18 protein-coding genes are annotated in these 17,979 nt (G+C 73.1%); 13 read left to right on the forward strand and 5 right to left on the reverse strand.

Annotated elements, in window-relative coordinates:
• From J0670_RS08995 to J0670_RS09010, 4 genes are all read right to left on the reverse strand, one after another.
• Window positions 1-400: hypothetical protein (locus tag J0670_RS08995; protein WP_207810918.1), on the reverse strand; the 400-nt coding region annotated here is incomplete at its 3' end.
• Between the two features lie 421 nt (window positions 401-821).
• Window positions 822-1,757 carry a hydroxymethylbilane synthase gene (gene hemC, locus J0670_RS09000; protein ID WP_207810919.1) on the reverse strand — a complete coding sequence of 312 codons (936 nt, stop codon included), beginning with the start codon at window positions 1,755-1,757 and terminating at the stop codon, window positions 822-824.
• Window positions 1,758-1,898: 141 nt separating this feature from the next.
• On the reverse strand, window positions 1,899-4,211 hold the full coding sequence (locus J0670_RS09005; RefSeq protein ID WP_207810920.1) for an FtsX-like permease family protein: 2,313 nt from the start codon (window positions 4,209-4,211) through the stop codon (window positions 1,899-1,901).
• Complete coding sequence (locus J0670_RS09010) at window positions 4,208-4,933, reverse strand: ABC transporter ATP-binding protein (protein ID WP_207810921.1); 726 nt, start codon at window positions 4,931-4,933, stop codon at window positions 4,208-4,210. The genes J0670_RS09005 and J0670_RS09010 overlap by 4 nt, the downstream gene beginning before the upstream one ends.
• A gap of 139 nt (window positions 4,934-5,072) precedes the next feature.
• On the opposite strand from J0670_RS09010, the gene J0670_RS09015 reads away from it, so the two are divergent.
• The 6 genes from J0670_RS09015 (at window position 5,073) to J0670_RS09040 (ending at window position 10,460) form a co-directional block, all read left to right on the forward strand.
• The gene (locus tag J0670_RS09015; protein WP_207810922.1) at window positions 5,073-5,906 is read left to right on the forward strand and encodes a sensor histidine kinase; all 834 of its coding nucleotides are present in this window, start codon (window positions 5,073-5,075) and stop codon (window positions 5,904-5,906) included.
• The gene (locus J0670_RS09020; protein ID WP_307806449.1) at window positions 5,903-6,607 is read left to right on the forward strand and encodes a response regulator transcription factor; all 705 of its coding nucleotides are present in this window, start codon (window positions 5,903-5,905) and stop codon (window positions 6,605-6,607) included. Before J0670_RS09015 ends, J0670_RS09020 begins: the two co-directional genes overlap by 4 nt.
• A gap of 201 nt (window positions 6,608-6,808) precedes the next feature.
• A complete protein-coding gene (locus J0670_RS09025; protein WP_207810923.1) occupies window positions 6,809-8,014 on the forward strand; it encodes a cytochrome P450 in 1,206 nt (401 codons plus the stop codon).
• 129 nt (window positions 8,015-8,143) lie between these two features.
• Window positions 8,144-9,301 carry a type III polyketide synthase gene (locus J0670_RS09030; protein WP_207810924.1) on the forward strand — a complete coding sequence of 386 codons (1,158 nt, stop codon included), beginning with the start codon at window positions 8,144-8,146 and terminating at the stop codon, window positions 9,299-9,301.
• Window positions 9,298-9,900, forward strand: coding sequence for an NUDIX hydrolase (locus tag J0670_RS09035; RefSeq protein ID WP_207810925.1), 603 nt, complete (start codon window positions 9,298-9,300; stop codon window positions 9,898-9,900). The genes J0670_RS09030 and J0670_RS09035 overlap by 4 nt, the downstream gene beginning before the upstream one ends.
• A 125-nt stretch (window positions 9,901-10,025) precedes the next feature.
• Window positions 10,026-10,460, forward strand: coding sequence for an SHOCT domain-containing protein (locus tag J0670_RS09040; RefSeq protein WP_243436751.1), 435 nt, complete (start codon window positions 10,026-10,028; stop codon window positions 10,458-10,460).
• Between the two features lie 120 nt (window positions 10,461-10,580).
• On the opposite strand, the gene J0670_RS09045 is transcribed toward J0670_RS09040, so the two are convergent.
• The gene (locus J0670_RS09045; RefSeq protein WP_207810926.1) at window positions 10,581-13,031 is read right to left on the reverse strand and encodes a Tex family protein; all 2,451 of its coding nucleotides are present in this window, start codon (window positions 13,029-13,031) and stop codon (window positions 10,581-10,583) included.
• Between the two features lie 248 nt (window positions 13,032-13,279).
• On the opposite strand from J0670_RS09045, the gene J0670_RS09050 reads away from it, so the two are divergent.
• The 7 genes from J0670_RS09050 (at window position 13,280) to J0670_RS09080 (ending at window position 17,661) form a co-directional block, all read left to right on the forward strand.
• Window positions 13,280-14,179, forward strand: coding sequence for an aminoglycoside phosphotransferase family protein (locus J0670_RS09050; RefSeq protein WP_243436752.1), 900 nt, complete (start codon window positions 13,280-13,282; stop codon window positions 14,177-14,179).
• A 69-nt stretch (window positions 14,180-14,248) separates the two neighbouring features.
• A complete protein-coding gene (locus J0670_RS09055) occupies window positions 14,249-14,761 on the forward strand; it encodes a DUF6232 family protein (protein WP_207810927.1) in 513 nt (170 codons plus the stop codon).
• The gene (locus J0670_RS09060; RefSeq protein ID WP_207810928.1) at window positions 14,758-15,081 is read left to right on the forward strand and encodes a hypothetical protein; all 324 of its coding nucleotides are present in this window, start codon (window positions 14,758-14,760) and stop codon (window positions 15,079-15,081) included. Before J0670_RS09055 ends, J0670_RS09060 begins: the two co-directional genes overlap by 4 nt.
• Before the next feature lie 64 nt (window positions 15,082-15,145).
• Complete coding sequence (locus J0670_RS09065; RefSeq protein WP_207810929.1) at window positions 15,146-15,778, forward strand: TetR/AcrR family transcriptional regulator; 633 nt, start codon at window positions 15,146-15,148, stop codon at window positions 15,776-15,778.
• A gap of 53 nt (window positions 15,779-15,831) precedes the next feature.
• The gene (locus J0670_RS09070) at window positions 15,832-16,575 is read left to right on the forward strand and encodes a tyrosine-protein phosphatase (RefSeq protein WP_207810930.1); all 744 of its coding nucleotides are present in this window, start codon (window positions 15,832-15,834) and stop codon (window positions 16,573-16,575) included.
• A 44-nt stretch (window positions 16,576-16,619) separates the two neighbouring features.
• Window positions 16,620-17,075 carry a hypothetical protein gene (locus J0670_RS09075; protein WP_207810931.1) on the forward strand — a complete coding sequence of 152 codons (456 nt, stop codon included), beginning with the start codon at window positions 16,620-16,622 and terminating at the stop codon, window positions 17,073-17,075.
• 313 nt (window positions 17,076-17,388) lie between these two features.
• Window positions 17,389-17,661, forward strand: coding sequence for a hypothetical protein (locus J0670_RS09080; protein ID WP_243436753.1), 273 nt, complete (start codon window positions 17,389-17,391; stop codon window positions 17,659-17,661).
• The last annotated feature ends 318 nt before the right edge of the window (window positions 17,662-17,979 follow it).

Below are 17,979 nucleotides of genomic sequence, written 5' to 3' on the forward strand. Positions count from 1 at the left end.
GCGCGTACTGCACCGCCGACACCGCGAACGGCAACGCGGCCGCGGACACCAGCGCCACCGTCCGCCGTCGGCGCGTCCCGGCCAGCGCGGCGGCGAAGCCCACCGGGGCGTAGGTCGCCAGCTTGAGCTCGATGTGCCGCACGTGCAGCAGCTCGTACGGCGAGCGCGGCCGCCCACCCGCCACCGTGCAGTGCCGCACGGCGCCCTCCGACAGCTCGAACGCCTCCGGCAGCAGCGTCGCCACCACCACCCCGCCGAGCCCGAGCAGCAGCACGAAGCCCACCACCCAGTGGGCCCGCAGCAGCCGCCCCACCGGCCGGTTCAGCAGGGCCGCCGGCACCAGCGAGAGCAGCAGCCCGGGCCAGAACATCGGCATCCCGCCGAGCAGCGCACTGATCACGCCTCAACGGACGCCCCGAACACCCGCCCGGTTCTGGACGGGGCTGACCGGCCGTCATCGCGCGACCGGGTAACGCCGCCGGCTCGACCCGCTCACGCGGTCGCCGCCGCCGAAGGGGATGCCGCGCAGTCCCCGGGCCCGAGGTGGCGACGCCCGAGATGTGGGTGCCGAGCGCGCGGGGTGGGGGCGCGCTCTGGTCGGACTCCAGGGCAGGAGGCCCCAACTGCCGGCGCCCGGCGGCAGGACGCTCGCCTCGGAGGCGGCGCCGGAGGAGGCCCGCCCCGGGGTGGCGGCGGGCCGCCCGGCGGGGCCCATCGACAGCGGGGCCCTCGCCGCGCCCCGCCGGATCGGGCCCGCAGCGGGCGCGGCGAAACAACGCGCGCGGGCGAGGAGATCACCCAGGCCCTTCCCTCAGCCGGCCTCAGTGCGGGATCGAGGAGATCAGCTCCTGCGCCCCCTGCCGCTTGAGCGCCAGGGCCACCGAGGTGCCGAGGTCCTCGGGGCTGAGCGCGCCCGCCCACTCGTGGGCGTCCAGCACCCGCTTGCCGTCGGGGGTGAAGACCCGGCCGCGCAGGGAGAGGCGGCCGTCCGCCTCGGCCTCGGCGTAGCCGGCGATCGGGCTGTTGCAGTGGCCCTGCAGCACGTGCAGGAACATCCGCTCGGCCGCCGCCTCGCGCCAGGTGTCGTGATGGCCGAGGCCGGTGACGGCCTCGATGGTCGCGGTGTCGTCCTCGCGGCACTGGAGGACGAGGATGCCGGCGCCGATCGGCGGGCACATCGCGCCGATGCCGAGGATCTCGGTGATCCGGTCCTGCTCACCGATCCGCTCCAGCCCGGAGACGGCGAGCAGCAGGGCGTCGGCCTCCCCGGCCGCGAGCTTGGCGAGCCGGCTGTTGGCGTTGCCGCGGATCGGTACGCACTCCAGGTGCGGGTGGGTGGCGGCGAGTTGGGCGACGCGGCGGACGGAGGAGGTGCCGATCCGGGTGCCGGGCGGGAGTTCGGCCAGGGTCAGGCCGCCGGGGTGGACGAGCGCGTCGCGGATGTCGTCGCGGCGCAGGTAGGCGGCGAAGACGGTGCCGGCGGGCAGTGGGCGGTCGGCGGGGACGTCCTTGAGGCAGTGCACGGCGACGTCGGCCTCCCCGGAGAGCAGCGCCGCGTCGACCTCCTTGGTGAAGGCGCCCTTGCCGCCGAGTGCGGCGAGGTCACCGGTCCAGCGGTCGCCCGAGGTGGTGACGGGCACCACTTCCGTGCGCAACTCCGGATGCAGGGCGGCGAGTTCGGCGCGTACCCGGTCGACCTGGGCGAGTGCCATGGGTGAGGAGCGGGAGACGATGCGGATCAGCTCAGCGGTGGCCATGGCGCGATGATAGGCGCTCGAACAGCGGGGCCTGAGCATGCGTCAGTCATGCGGCGCACGCGGCGCACGGCACCGCAGGCTCGAACAACCCGGACGGCCGGTCGGGGTGTCCGACCGGCCGTCCGCCCCCGTTCTCCGAGCTCACTCGTTGTGCAGCACCTCGGCGATCGGCAGCCGGGCCGCCGAGCGGGCCGGGACGAGCGCGCCGAGGACGGCGATCGCGACGCCGGCCAGGGCGAGGCCGGTGAGCAGCGGGGCGCCCCAGACGTCGATCATCGAATCCGTGAAGGCGATGATCCGGACGTGCTCGATGATCAGCCGGTGCACCAGGATCCCGAGCGGAATGCCGATGATCCCGCTGGCCACGCCCTGCCAGGCCACCGAGGTGATCGTCATCGCGACGACCTGCCGGGGCGTCATCCCGATCGCCTTCAGCATGCCGAGGTCGCGGCGGCGTTCGCGGATGGTGAGCAGCAGGGTGTTGAAGACGCCGAGTGCGGCGACCACCGACAGCAGGACGGTGAAGGTCGTGCTGAAGGTCTGGATCGCGACGACGCTTCCTTCCGTGCTCGGCGCGACGATCGAGGGCGTCAGGCTCGGGTCGGCGTCCGTGACCGCCTTCTGGTAGGCCGCGGCGTCGGTGCCCTCGGCGAGCCGCACGTCGTACTCGACCACGTGCGGGTCGGGGGTGAGCAGGGCCCGGGTGGCGGCGTTGGAGGAGATCGCGTTGGCGTTGCCCTCGATCTCCTTGCCGACGATGGTGACGGTGGTCTGCCGCCCGTCCAGGACGAGGGTGAGCCGGTCACCGAGCTTGACGCCGTGCTGGTCGAGGAAGGCGGGCCCGGCCTCGATCTCGCCAAGTCCGGTCGCCGGGCGGCCCTCGACCACCCGGAGCCGCTGGTGGTCGACCATGTCGTCGCCGCCGTAGAAGTTGGCGAAGACGAGCTGGGGCTGGCCGACCAGGCCGACCCGCATGAGTCCTCGGACGGAGACCCGCTCGGCGCCGGCGGTGGAGTGCAGCATCGCCTCGGTCTGCTCCGGGGTCAGCCGGGGCTCGATCTTCTTATCCGCGAACTTGCTGGTCAGTACGTCGATGTGGGTGTTGCGGTCGGACGGGGCGTAGGACTTGGCCAGGGTGCCGGTCACCCCGGTCGTCACCGTCACGGTGACCACGCCGAGCGTGATCGCCGCCATGGTCAGCGCCGTGCGGGCGGGGCGGGCGAAGGGTTGGCCGAGGCCGAGGCTGACGGACCGCGGCAGCCGGGTGCCGCTGAGCCAGCGCTGGACCTTCAGCCCTCGCCCGGTGCGCGGCGCGCTGCCGGCCGAGATGGCCTGGGCGGCGGAGAGCCGGTGGGCGCGCGAGGCGGGGACGAGCGCGGCGAGGGCGACCAGCAGCGGGACGCCGAGCAGGGTGGCGGCGGGCAGCCAGTCGGCCGGCTCGACCACGGCGGTGCCGAGGGAGATCCCGGTGAAGGCGGTCTTGAGGATCGGGTACGAGGCCGCCCAGCCGGCCGCCGTCCCGAGGACGGTGCCGACGACCGCGGGCACCGAGACCATGGTCAGGTAGACCGTGACCACCTGGCGCGGGGTGAAGCCGATCGACTTCAGGACGCCGATGTGCCGGTAGCCGGAGACCACCGCGCCGCTCACCACGTTGCCGACGATCAGCGCGGCGACGATCAGGCCGAGCACGCCGAAGACCGTCATCAGCGGCAGGTAGGCGTCGGCGCCGGCCGAGAAGGCCTGCTTGAGCACCAGGTAGGACTGGGCGCTGGCGACGGCGCCCTCGGGCAGGCCCTCGGTGGCGGCGCCGAGCGAGGCGGTGAGCCGCTGCTCGGTGTCGGCGTCGGTGAAGCGGTAGAGCATCTGCCGGGCGGTGGGGTGCAGGGCGGCCGCCTGCTCGGGGGTGACCCAGCCGCCGGAGGACTGGCTCATGTCGGTCGCGAAGCCGACGACGGTGAGCTTCAGCCCGGAGCTGGTGGTGAGCGACGAGCCGATGTACTTCTCCGAGGAGCCCCCCGGAGTGGCGATGACCACCTCACCGGGCGCGGTGGCCCAGCGGCCCGACAGCACCGTCACCCGGTCCACCGGCGCGGCCTCCGGATCGGGCCTGCCGGTCAGGGTCAACGGGCCCGGCGGGTGGCCGATCCAGTCGTTGGCGATGGTCACCACGGCTTGGTCGAAGGGCCCGGCGGCGGCCTCGACGCCCGGCCGGTGGGCGGTGGCGGCCAGTTGCTCCGCCGAGGCCTTGGCCGGGTCGAAGACGGCGGTGACGTGCGCGCCGTGCTCGGCCTCGAAGGCGGTGTCGAAGGGGGCCCGGGCGGCGCTGATCACCGCGAGGGCGAGCAGCACGGTCGCGGTGGAGCAGAAGACGACCAGGCCGATCACGACGGTCTGCACCCGGCGGCGCTTCACGGCCCCCCGGGAGGCCCGCCAGACGGCTCCACCGTTCATGACTGGGTCTCCAGCGTCCGCTCGCGCGCCACCCGGCCGTCCGCGACCTCGACCAGCCGGCTGGCGCAGCGGGTGGCCAGGTTGGGGTCGTGGGTGACGATCAGCAGGGTCTGCCCGATCTGGTTGAGGTCGATCAGCAGGTCCATCACCTGCTCGCCCGAGCGGCTGTCCAGCGCGCCGGTCGGCTCGTCGGCGAGCAGCAGCGCCGGGCGGTTCATCAGGGCGCGGGCCACCGCGACCCGCTGGCGCTCGCCGCCGCTGAGGGTGGCCGGGTAGACGTCCTTGCGGTGCGCGACGCCGAGTTCGTCCAGCAGCTCCAGCGCCCGGCGGCGCGCCTGCTTGGCGTTGGTGCCGGTCAGCTGGGCGGCCAGGGCGACGTTGTCGAGGGCCGGGAGGTCGTCGATCAGGTTGAAGAACTGGAAGATCATGCCGATGTGGCGGCGGCGGAAGAGGGCCAGCCCGTTCTCGTTCAGCCGCCCGAGGTCCTGACCCTGCACCCGGACGGTGCCGGAGGTGGGGCGGTCCAGCCCGGCCACCATGTTCAGCAGGGTGGACTTGCCGCACCCCGAGGGGCCCATCACGGCGACCGCCTCGCCCGCCCGGATCCGCAGGTCGACGCCGTCCAGCGCCTTGGCGTCGCCGAACTCCTTGTGCACCCCGGACAGCTCGACGACGACCTGCGCGTCGTCCGGCCGGGTGGTCCCGTCGTGGTCGTTGCTCATGGTGGACGACGGTAGGCGCGGCGGCCCCGGCCGGGCGTCCCACCCCGGGTGTAACCGCAGGTCGCCGTAGTACCGGGGATGTACGGGGGCGGCACCCCCGGATGATGTGGATCAAGCGCCCACCTGGGAAGCTGGCGCCGTGTGGGGAACGGAGACGGACTGGATCGCGCTCGCGGTGGCGGGTGCGGCCTGCGCGGGCGCCGGCTGGCTGGCCGTGGCGCTCGCCCGGGCGCGGCGGCTGCACCGCGAGGCCATCGGCGAGCGCGGCTGGCTGCTGGAGCGGGAGCGGGAGAGCGCCGCCCGTACCGCCGTGGACGCCGAGCGGGCGCGGATCGCGGCCGAGCTGCACGACATCGTGAGCCACAACGTGAGCCTGATGGTGGTCCAGGCCGGGGCCGCGCGCGAGGTGCTGGCCACCATGCCGGAGGAGGCGGCGGCCGCGATGGGCGCCGTCGAGGCGGCCGGGCGGGACACGATGACCGAGCTGCGGCACCTGCTGGGGCTGCTCGCCCCGGCCGCGGACGGCGTCGAGGAGCCGGAACAGGACGCGGGCTTCGCGCCGCAGCCGAGCCTGAGCCGGCTGAGCCCGCTGATCGACCGGTTCGCCTTCGCCGGGCTGCCGGTCGAGGTCCGGGTCTCCGGCGAGCCGAGGCCGCTGCCCGGTGGCATCGACGTGACGGCGTACCGGATCATCCAGGAGGCGCTGACCAATGCGCTCAAGCACGGGGACGGGGTGACGGCGGAGGTGACGGTGCGGTACGCGGACCACTACCTGCGGGTGGAGGTGCTGAACAGCGGCCCGAGCGTGCTCTCGGGCTCGTCCGCCCCCATGCCGAAGCAGGCGGACGGCGCCGGGCGCGGGCTGATCGGCCTGCGCGAGCGGGTCGCGGTGTACGGAGGGGACCTGGACGCCCGGCGCCGGCTCGGCGGCGGCTACCGGGTGCGCGCCCGCATCCCGCTGGACCGGCCGTGAGCGCCCCCGAAGGGCTGAGCCGCCCCCGGGTGGTGATCGCCGACGACCAGGAGTTGGTCCGCACCGGCTTCCGGATGATCCTCACCGCGCGCGGCATCGACGTGGTCGCCGAGGCCGCGGACGGCGCCGAGGCCGTGGCCGCCGCCGTGCTGCACCGGCCCGACGTGGCCCTGCTGGACATCCGGATGCCCGTCATGGACGGCCTGGAGGCGGCCCGCCGGATCCTGGCCCAGGCCCCCGGCTGCCGGGTCATCATGCTGACCACCTTCGACCTCGACCAGTACGTGTACGCCGCGCTGTCCGCGGGGGCGAGCGGCTTCCTGCTCAAGGACGTCACCTCGGCCCATCTCGCCGCCGCCGTGCGGCTGGTGGACACCGGCGACGCGCTGCTCGCGCCCTCGATCACCCGCCGCCTGGTCGAGCGGTTCGCGGCCGGCGCCCCGCACCCCGCCGCCCGCGGCGCCGAACCGCCCCGGCTGCACCGCGACCTCGCCCCGCTCACCCCGCGCGAGGTGGAGGTGCTCGCCCTGCTCGGACGCGGTCTGTCGAACACCGAGTTGGCGGGCGAACTGACTCTCAGCGAGTCCACGGTGAAGACGCATGTCGCCCGGATCTTCGCCAAGTTGAACCTGCGCGACCGGGCCCAGGCGGTGGTGCTCGCCTACGAGACCGGCCTGGTCAAAGCCACTTCGGAGTTCTGAACGTCAACTCCCCTCCTCATTGCGATAATTCGCATGACAATCATCCATCTCACTCGTTAGAGCGAACCGCTCGCGAGATTCACATTTTTGCCAGCTCATGGGGGAACATCTGCATGTCCGTGCCCGGATCGGAACAACCGTTGATCGGAGCGACCGTTCGGGCACCACCACCCCACATGACGAAGACAATTGGACAGGCCCGTGACCACCACCGCCCCCGTGTGGGACTGCCCCTTCCACCACACCGACGGCCTGGAGTTCGACCCCCTCCTCAAGCGGCTGCTCACCGAGGCCCCGATCGCGAAGATCCGACTGCCGCACGGCGAGGGCGAGGCCTGGCTGGCCACCCGCTACGAGGACGTCAAGGTGGTCACCACCGACCGCCGGTTCAGCCGCGCCGCCGGCATCGGCCGCGACCTGCCCCGGATGACGCCCGCCGCGATCGCCCAGGCCGAGGCGATCAACCTGATGGACCCGCCCGCCCACAACCGGCTGCGCCGCCTCGTCGCCCAGGGCTTCACCAACCGCCAGGTCGAGCGGATGCGCGCCGCCACCCAGCGGATCGTCGACGACTACCTGGACGAGATGGCTGAACACGGCTCCCCCGCCGACCTCACGCACTTCCTCTCCGCCCGGCTCCCGCTCACCACCATCTGCGAACTCCTGGGCATCCCCGAGCAGGACCGCCCCCGGCTGCGCGGCTGGGCCGTCGCCATGATGCGGATGGGCCCGGGCGACCGCGCCGGCCAGGAGGAGGCCAAGGCCGGCCTGCGCGCCTACTTCACCGAGCTCACCGCCGCCCGCCGCGCCGACCCCGGCGAGGACCTGATCAGCTCCCTCGCCACCGCCCGCGACGGCGACGAACTGCTGGACGACCAGGAGTTGGCCGTCATGGCCATGGTGCTGCTGGTCACCGGCCACGACACCAGCACCTACCAGCTGAGCAACATCACCTACACCCTGCTCACCCACCCCGAACAGCTCGCCAAGCTGCGCGCCCAGCCGGACATGCTGCCGCGCGCCCTGGAGGAGCTGCTGCGCTTCATCCCGTTCCGCCAGGGCGTGGGCATCGCCCGGGTCGCCATCGAGGACGTCGAGCTGGGCGGCGTACTGATCCGGGCCGGCGAGGCCGTGCACGTCTCCTACCTGACCGCCAACCGGGACCCTTCGGTCTACGAGCGCCCCGACGAGCTGGACCTCGACCGCGGCACGCCCACCCACATGACCTTCGGCCACGGCCAGCACCACTGCCTCGGCTCGCACCTCGCCCGGATGGAACTCCAGGTCGCCATCGGCACGCTGCTGCGGCGCTTCCCCTCACTGCGCCTGGCCGTCGACCCGTCCGAACTCGACTGGAACTCGGGCTCGATCTGGCGCTTCCCGCGCACACTGCCGCTCGCCTGGTGACCTCCCGCGCCACCCCACGGCGCCCGCCCACGCACACACCGGCCCGCCGCCGCACCGCCCACGCACACACCGGCCCGCCGCCGGGCCGCCCACCGGTCCGCGTCGGCCCCCCATGGGGAGACCCGCACCATGGCAACACTCTGCCGCCCTGCCATCGCCGTGCCCGAGCACGTCATCACCCTCGAAGAGACCCTCGACCTGGCCCGCACCCTGCACGCCGGCCACCCCCAACTCGGCCTGGCCCTGCGGCTGATCGAGAACACCGGGGTGCGGACCCGACACCTCGTCCGGCCGATCGAGGAGACCCTCACCCACCCCGGGTTCACCCTCCGCAACCAGGTGTACGAGCGGGAGGCCAAGCTGCGCGTCCCCGAGGTGGTCGAACGCGCCCTCGGCCACGCCGAGTTGGAGGCCCGGGACATCGACCTGATCATCTACGTGTCCTGCACCGGCTTCATGATGCCGTCGATGACCGCCTGGCTGATCAACACCATGGGCTTCCGCTCCGACACCCGCCAGGTGCCGATCGCCCAGCTCGGCTGCGCGGCCGGCGGCGCCGCCGTCAACCGCGCGCACGACTTCTGCCGGGCCTACCCGGGCGCCAACGTGCTCATCGTCGCCTGCGAGTTCTGCTCGCTCTGCTACCAGCCGACCGACCTCGGCGTCGGCTCGCTGCTCTCCAACGGCCTGTTCGGGGACGCCATCGCCGCCGCCGTGATGCGCGGGCACGGCGGCACCGGCGTGCACATCGAACGCAACGGCTCGCACCTCGTCCCGGACACCGAGAACTGGATCTCGTTCGGGGTCAAGGACACCGGCTTCCACTTCCAGCTGGACAAGCGGGTGCCCGGCACCATGGAGATGCTCGCGCCCGCCCTGCGCTCGCTGGCCGGGGCCCACGGCTGGGACGTCTCCGGGCTGGGCTTCCACATCGTGCACGCCGGCGGTCCGCGCATCCTGGACGACCTGTGCCACTTCCTCAACATGGAGCCGGCGCAATTCCGTTACAGCCGGGCCACGCTCACCGAACGCGGCAACATCGCCAGCGCCGTCGTGTTCGACGCCCTCGCCCGGCTGTTCGCCGACGGCGGCGTGCCCGAGGGCACCCCCGGGCTGATCGCCGGTTTCGGACCGGGCATCACGGCCGAGATCTCACTGGGCAGTTGGGTCGACAACCAGGCCGACCCGGCGCGCCGCCGGCCGCGCGCCATCTCCACCTCCGACATCGCCCTCGTCCACCCCTCGGCCCCCCGCCGTTTCCCGGCCGGCACTACGATCACCGAATGACAGACACCACCGATCGCACCGACAACACGGATCGCGCCGCCAACTCCGCCAGAGCCGCTGAACTCGCCGCGCTGTTCCCCGCGTTGCACGCGCCGCAGTACTGGGCCTGGGGCCGCTACGACGCGCTGTTCTCCACCGCGCTGCCGCCGGACGCGCTGGTCACCAACATCCACCTGGTCGGGTTCGCGGACGGCGACGTGGTGCTGTGCCGGGACGACCGGGACCACTGGTTCCTGCCCGGCGGCACCCGGGAGCGGGACGAGAGCATCGAGGCCTGCCTGGAGCGGGAGCTGCGCGAGGAGGCCGGCGCCCGGCTGCTCGGCGAGCCGGGCTGGCTGGGCGCGCACCGCTGCCGCACCGACGACCCGGTGCCGTACCGGCCGTGGCAGCCGCACCCGGAGAAGGCCTGGCTGTGGGGCTGGGGCGAGGTCGAGCTGGACTCCGTGCCGACCAATCCGGACGACGGCGAGCAGGTGGTCGAGGTCCGGACCGTCCCGGCCGCCGAGGCGCAGCGGCTGCTGCTGGCCGGGCGCGAGGCCTGGTGGGGCGAGCTGGTCGGGCTCGCGGTGGAGCTGCGGCGGCGGGCGGGGCGGGGCTGAGGTCGCTCCCCGAGGTCACCCCCCGAGGTCGCTCCCTGCCCTGAATATTCCCGTTCGGCCGGAAGACCACTGGGACGGCCGAACAGCAGAGAGCAATGTCCGTTTTGCGGTGATATGAATCGGCCATGGACACCATGCAGCTGGCCGTGGACTACCCGGTGCTCAACATCTTCTGGACGATGCTGGAGCTGTTCCTCTGGATCCTCTGGTTCTTCCTGCTGTTCAAGATCATCACGGACATCTTCCGCAGCCACGACCTGGGCGGTTGGGGCAAGGCCGGATGGCTGCTCCTGGTGATCCTCCTGCCGCTGATCGGCGTCCTGGTCTACCTCATCGCCCGCGGCAGGGACATGGGGAAGCGGGACATCGAGCAGGCCCAGCAGTCCGAGGCCGCGGTCCGGGCCTACATCAAGGAGGCGGCCGGAACCGCACCGGGAGGTGGTGCTGGCGGCGGTGGTGCCAGCCACGTCGACGACCTCGCGAGGCTGGCGGACCTGAAGGAGAAGGGCGCCATCTCCGACGAGGAGTACCAGAAGGCCAAGGACAAGATCCTGGCGTGACGGACGTGACGCAACCGTCACGGACGGGAACGGCCGGGGCCGGCGGGCACAGTGCGTGCCCGCCGGCCCCGGCCGTACGTCCGTCGGTGCTCAGCGGCGCTCAGCGGCGCTCAGCGGCGCTCAGCGGCGCCCGGAGCGGCGGTCCTTCGAACCGCCGCCGTCGCCGCCACCGGCCAGGCCCGCGCGGCGCAGCGCGTCCGCCATGGCGCTGTTGGCCGGCGCGCCGCCGCCGAAGCCTCCCCGGTCGCCGCGCTCGCCCCGGTCCCGCCGGTCCTGGCCGCCGCCGCGCCGCTCCTGGCGGGGCGGGCGGGCCTGCCGCTCGCCACCCCGGTCGCCGCCGCGGTCACCGCGCTCGCGGCCGACCTCGTCGTCCAGCCGCAGGGTGAGGCCGATCCGCTTGCGCGGCACGTCCACCGAGACCACCCGGACCTTGACGATGTCGCCGGGCTTGACCACCTCGCGCGGGTCCTTGACGAAGTTCTTCGACAGCGCCGAGACGTGCACCAGCCCGTCCTGGTGGACGCCCACGTCGACGAAGGCGCCGAAGGCCGCGACGTTGGTCACCACGCCCTCCAGCACCATGCCGACCTCCAGGTCGCCGATCTTGTCGACGCCCTCCTTGAAGGTCGCGGTGCGGAAGGCCGGGCGCGGGTCACGGCCCGGCTTGTCCAGCTCGCCGAGGATGTCGGTGACGGTCGGGACGCCGAAGGTGTCGTCGGCGAAGTCGGCCGGGCGCAGCGCGCGCAGCCGCTCGCCGTTGCCGATCAGCTCGCGCAGCTCCCCGCCGGTCGCGGCGAGGATGCGGCGCACCACCGGGTAGGCCTCGGGGTGCACGCTGGAGGCGTCCAGCGGGTCCTCGCCGCCGGGGATGCGCAGGAAGCCCGCGCACTGCTCGAAGGCCTTGGGGCCGAGCCGGGAGACGTCCTTGAGCTGCTTGCGGGTGCGGAACGGGCCGTTGGCGTCGCGGTGGGCCACGATGTTGTCGGCCAGCGTGGCGGTGATGCCGGAGACCCGGGTGAGCAGCGGCGCCGAGGCGGTGTTGACGTCCACGCCGACGGCGTTGACGCAGTCCTCGACCACGGCGTCCAGCGAACGGGAGAGCTTCACCTCGCTCAGGTCGTGCTGGTACTGGCCGACGCCGATCGACTTGGGGTCGATCTTGACCAGTTCGGCCAGCGGGTCCTGGAGGCGGCGGGCGATGGAGACCGCGCCGCGGATCGACACGTCCAGGTCGGGCAGCTCCTGCGAGGCGAACGCGGAGGCCGAGTAGACCGAGGCGCCGGCCTCGCTGACCATCGCCTTGGTGAGCTTCAGCTCGGGGTGGCGCTTGAGGAGGTCCTCGGCGAGCTTGTCGGTCTCGCGGGAGGCGGTGCCGTTGCCGATCGCGATCAGGTCGACGTCGTGCTTCTTCGCCAGCGCGGCCAGGGTGTTCAGGGCCGCGTCCCACTTGTTGGCGGGCTGGTGCGGGTAGATGGTCTCGTACGCGAGGACCTTGCCGGTGGCGTCCACCACGGCGACCTTCACGCCGGTGCGGAAGCCCGGGTCCAGGCCCATGGTGGCGCGGGTGCCGGCCGGGGCGGCGAGCAGCAGGTCGCGCAGGTTGGCGGCGAACACGCGCACCGCCTCCTCCTCGGCCTCGGCGCGCAGCCGGGCGCGCAGGTCGATGCCGAGCCGGACCAGGACGCGGGTGCGCCAGGCCCAGCGGACGGTGTCGCCCAGCCACCGGTCGGCCGGGCGGCCGTGGTCGGCGATGCCGAAGCGGGCGGCGATCCGCTGCTCGTAGTCGTTCTCGCCGGGCAGGTCGCCCTCGGACTCGCCGTCGTAGGGCGAGAGTTCGAGGTCGAGCACCTCCTCCTTCTCGCCGCGCAGCATCGCCAGGATGCGGTGCGAGGGGAGCTTGGTGTAGGGCTCGGCGAAGTCGAAGTAGTCGGCGAACTTGGCGCCGTCGCCCTCCTTGCCGTCGCGGACCTTCGCGACCAGGCGGCCGCGGGTCCACATCCGCTCGCGCAGCGAGCCGACCAGGTCGGCGTCCTCGCCGAAGCGCTCGGTCAGGATCGCCCGGGCGCCCTCCAGGGCCGCGGCGCCGTCCGCCACCGACTCGTTGAGGTACTGCGCGGCGAGCGCGGCGGGGTCCTGCGTCGGGTCGGCGAGCAGGGTGTCGGCCAGCGGTTCCAGTCCGGCCTCGCGGGCGATCTGCGCCTTGGTGCGCCGCTTGGGCTTGAACGGCAGGTAGATGTCCTCCAGGCGGGCCTTGGAGTCGGCGGCGAGCACCTGGGCGCGCAGCGCGTCGTCCAGCTTGCCCTGGGCCTCGATCGACTCCAGGACGGCCGCCCGGCGCTCCTCCAGCTCGCGCAGGTAGCGCAGCCGCTCCTCCAGGGTGCGCAGTTGGGCGTCGTCCAGCGAGCCGGTGACCTCCTTGCGGTAGCGGGCCACGAAGGGGACGGTCGCGCCGCCGTCGAGCAGGTCGACAGCCGCCTTCACCTGCCCTTCGCGGACGCCCAGTTCCTCGGCGATCTTGCGCTCGATCGCCTGCTGGGCCTGGCGGGCCACCTGTTCGACTGGCGTGGTCACGAAGCCGGTCACCTTCTCCTTCAGTGCTTTGGCCGTACGCCCTGCATTCTGGCAGGTACCGGTGACGCCCCCCGGCCGCACCCGCGTCGGCCGGGCGTGGCGAGCCGGAACGGGCGGCCGCCGGGCACCCGTTGTCCGGTGGCGGTCGGGGCGGGGATCGCCGGGTTGATCGCCGGGTTGATCGCTCGGTTGTGCGCAGTTCGGGAATCCGGCTGAAGGTCGACGATCTGCGCTGTACGCTGCCGGGCATGTGCGCTGCCGCCCGGATGCACCCCGAAGGACCGGTCGTCGACGCTGCCCTGGTACGGCGGTTGCTCTCCGCCCAGTTCCCGCAGTGGGTGGGCCTTCCGGTCACGCCCGTCGGCGCCCCCGGGGCGGACAACGCGATGTTCCGGCTCGGGCCCGAACTCGCCGTCCGGCTGCCCCGGGTGGAGTGGGCGGCCGGGGACGTCCGCCGGGAGCAGCAGTGGCTGCCCCGACTGGCACCGCGGCTGCCGCTGCCCGTCCCCGCCCCGCTCGCCGAGGGCCGGCCCGCCGCGGGCTACCCGTGGGAGTGGTCGGTGCTGCGCTGGATCGACGGCGTGAACCCGGCGGTGGGCGCCCTGGCCGCGCCCGGGGGGCTGGCCCGCGACCTGGCCGACTTCGTCAACGCCCTGCGCGCCGTCAACCCGGCGGGCGCCCCGGCCGGCCACCGCAGCGTCCCGCTCGCCTCCCGCGACGGCGCCACCCGCGCGGCGATCGCCCAGCTGGCCGGCTCGATCGACACGGCGGCCGCAACCGCCCTGTGGGACAAGGCCCTTCGGCTGCCCGAGTACGACGGCCCACCGGTCTGGATGCACGGCGACCTCACCCCCGGCAACCTGCTGCTCGCCCGCAACGGCCGCCTCGCCGCCGTCATCGACTTCGCGCTGATGGGCGTCGGCGACCCGACCGCCGACCTGATCGCCGCCTGGAACCTGCTGCCCGCCGCCGCCCGTCCCGCCTTCCGGGCCGCCCTGCGCGCGGACGACGCCATGTGGGCCCGGGGCCGTGCCTGGGCCTTCTCCATAGCCCTGGTGACGATCCCCTACTACCGCCACACCGACCAGGCGCTGACCGCCAACGCCCGGCACGTGGTCCGCGAGATCCTCGCCGACCGCAGCGTGTAGGGAACCGCCGGACGCGCTGTCGGCGGCCGTTGCTATGGTTCTCCCCGCCGCTACGAGTAGGGGGAACTCTTGGCACGGAACGTGATCGACGTCAGCGTCAGCCGACGGGTGTTGTGGGTCGCCAAGGACGCCTACCCGCTCGGCCACATCGCCCGGGCGCGGCAGTTGGTGTGGTGGCCGCCCAAGCGCTCGCGGGTGATCATCGGGTACGTCCGGAAGGTGTTCGGGGTACTGGTCGCCTTCGGGATCCTCAACGCGCTCACCGGGGGCGCGCTGAGGAACACGGCAGCGTCCGCCGTCCCGAGTCTGATACTTCTCGGGTTCCTCGCCTACCACACCTATCGCCTGGTCACCCAGCTGCGGCAGAAGCCGCTCTACAAGCTGGTCATCGAGACCTCCAGCTCCTCGGTCACCGCCGTGGTGAGCTACCACGCCTGGCAGATCGAGGACCTGATCCAGCGGATCATGGAGGCGATCGACAACCCCCAGGCGGAGTTCGCGATCCAGGTCGAGAACGTCCACATCGGCGACCAGATCAACCAGTACGGCGACCACAACACGGGGAAGACGGTCCACTCATGAGCAACTCCTTCCACTTCGGCGACTCGGTCACCCAGCACGGCGACCACAACATCGGCATCATCAAGCAGCAGGGACCGGTCGACCCGAAGGCGGCGCTTCGCGAACTCGTGGCCGCCGTCCGACAGTTGCGCGATCACGTGCCGGCCGAGGACCGCGAGGTGCTGGACGAGTCGCTGGAGGCCATCGGCGACGGCGAGGCCGCCTCGCCGTCCGTGCTGCGGCGGGCGCTGCGCAACATCTCGGGCGTGGCCTCGCTCGTCCGGGCGGGCGCGCCGGTGGTGGAGTCGGTCCGCCGGATCCTGGACTCCTTCGACTCCTGAGTCCCCGCTTGCCCAACCAGGTCAATAACCTGCCCCGGTCAAGCCGGGCTGCTAGCCTGGCCCCATGAGCGGACTGCGGGAACGCAAGAAGGAGCGGACGCGGCAGGCCATCTCCGAGGCCGCCATCGCGCTCTTCCTGGAGCACGGCTTCGACCAGGTGTCGGTGGTGGACGTCGCGGCCGCCGCCGAGGTTTCCAAACCGACCCTGTTCACCTACTTCGCCACCAAGGAGGACCTGGTCGTCCACCGCTTCGCCGACCACCAGGAGCAGTCGGCCGAGGTGGTCCGGGGCCGGGCCGACGGCGAGACGGTCCTCGACGCCCTGCGGCGGGACTTCCTCGACGGCCTGGACCGGCGCGACCCGGTCACCGGCCTCAACGACCACCCCCAGGTGCTGGCCTTCACCGCCCTGGTGCACGGCACCCCGAGCCTGGCCGCCCGGGTCGGCGCCTACGTGGCCCGCGCCGAGCAGTCCCTCGCCGAGGCGCTGCGCGAGGCCCCCGACCTCGCCGCGCCGCGCGACCTCACCGCCGCCCTGCTCGCCGCCCAGGTCACCGCCACCCAACGCGTCCTCGCCCTGCACAACTGGCGGCGCATCCGCGAGGGCGGCCGCACCGCCGACGACCTCCACCCCGAGGCCGTCGCCGACGCCGAGCACGCCTTCGCCCTGCTCGCCCGGGGGTACGCCGGCGCTTGACCGCCGCCGCTTGACACCGCCGGTTCTTGACACCGCTGGCTAGAGTGCCGCGCATGACAACGCGTCACATCGAGTTCGAGGCCCTGCGCAACTTCCGCGACCTGGGCGGCTACCGGGCCGCCGACGGGCGGACCGTACGGTGGGGCCTGCTCTACCGCTCCGACTCCCTCGGCAAGCTCACCTCCCCCGCCGACCTCGACCGGCTCCGCACCCTCGGGGTACGGACCGTGATCGACCTGCGCTACGACTGGGAGATCGCCGCCAAGGGCCGGGTGCCCGAGTTCGACGGGCTGGAGTACCACAACCTCTCGATCGAGCACCGCCCGTACGACCAGGCCGAGATCGACCCGGAGCTCGACCCCTGGCGCTACCTCGCCGACCGCTTCGCCGAGGTCGCCGAGGACGGGGTGAAGGAGATCCGCCGGGCCCTGGAGGTGATCGCCGACGCCGAGGCCCCGGTGGTCTTCCACTGCGCCTCCGGCAAGGACCGCACCGGCCTGATCTCCGCCCTGCTGCTCACCCTGCTCGGCGTCGCCGAGGACGACATCGCCGCCGACTTCGCCCTCACCGAACTCGCCACCCCGCACCTCGTCGCCGAGTGGCAGGCCGCCCACCCCGACCGCACCCTGCGCTGGCCCGGCTACGGCCGCGCCCCGGAGACCGTGATCCGCCTCGCCCTGGCCGACCTCGCCACCCGCTACGGCTCCGTCGAGGCTTACCTCACCGCCACCCTCGGCCTCGACCGCACCCGGATCGACGCCCTGCGCGCCCGACTGCTGACCGAGCCCACGGTGTGAATTCCCGTCGCCCGGAGCAGGGCCGGTGTGGCAGCATCCGGCCCATGCCCACCCCGAGCCCCGACGGGAATTACGCGATCACCACGCTCTACTCCGTGCCCGACGACGCCTGGTACCTGGAACTGTGCCTCGCGGCGGAGCAGCGCGCCCTCCTCAGCGCCATCGTCCCCGACGAGGACCCGGCCCGGGAGCCGGCGATCTGCCTCGACCCGCAGGGGCGGCACATCGACATCCCGTACGACGTCATGCGTTGGTTCATGGACCAGGTCGAGGCGGAGATCGGCACCGCCCGCGCCTGGATGCGGCTGCGCCCCGAACTCGTCGAAGCCATCCACCGGTTGCGCCAGGAGTACCGGGGCTGCATCACCGACGACGAATTCCCCGGCGTCCTGGCGGAGGTGCGCGCCACCGTCCCGGACTCCGATGTCGCCTCCGTCATCGAAGCCGCCTTCGGCTCGACCCTCGCCGACCTCGGGGTGGGGAACGACAGCGGCCTCTGACGATACCGCCGGCTCAACGCACCCGGGGCGGATAGCGCTGGGAGCGCAGGTCCCGGCCCGGCGCCGGGTGATGCGGGCCGACAACGGGACGACCTCTGCGGCAACCCGATCGTCGCGGTCCAACTACGCGAGCCCACGAGGTGACGCACAGGAAGTCGGATCCGCCGACTTCCTGTGCAGAACCACCCGTCCTCGGATGCCGTTAAAACCACAGGGCCCGCCCGGCGCCGGGCGGGCCGGGGAAAGGGCTGATGGGATGAGTGCCCAACACTCCGAACACGGGCATGGCGAGGGCCGCTTGGGCCTGCCGCCGATGAACACGGTCCAGGAACTGCGGGCCGCCCTGCGGGCCGGCCACGGCTACCCCGGCGACGCGGAGCGTCTGGACGCCGAGCTCGCCGGGCAGCTGCCGCGCCGGGTGCCGGCCGACCACCTCGGGGAGGCCAACGCGGTGGCCGATGCGGTCGCAGTCGCCGAGATCGTCTCCGCCTACCGGGGCCGGGTACTGCTCGCGGCCGACCGCGAAGCGGCCGACGCCGTGAACGAGGCCGTGCACGACCTGCTGGCCCGGCAAGGCGCCGAGTAGACGACCTGCACGTCCCGGGTAGGACGGCGGTCTCGGCCCGTCGCCGATCGAGCTGCCCAGCGAGCCGAGGAACTCAGCGTCACCGAGGCCCTGGAGGCGCCGCGCGCCGGACGCGAACACCAGCCCCGACCCGGCGGCCGGTCAGCCGTCAATGTCGCGCACGCCTTCGCCCCGCGCCACTGCGGCCCCAACCGTACGGATCGCCACGGTCGTCCCCGAGGATCCACTCCGCCCCCAGCCGCGAACCGGAATGGCCCGCGGCCTACCGCCTGCGCGGCCTGCCGGAACGGCCGCCGCCCTGCGGCCTGGCCGAGCCGC

The organism is Streptomyces sp. FH025, from assembly GCF_017427025.1.
Lineage (GTDB): Bacteria > Actinomycetota > Actinomycetes > Streptomycetales > Streptomycetaceae > Kitasatospora.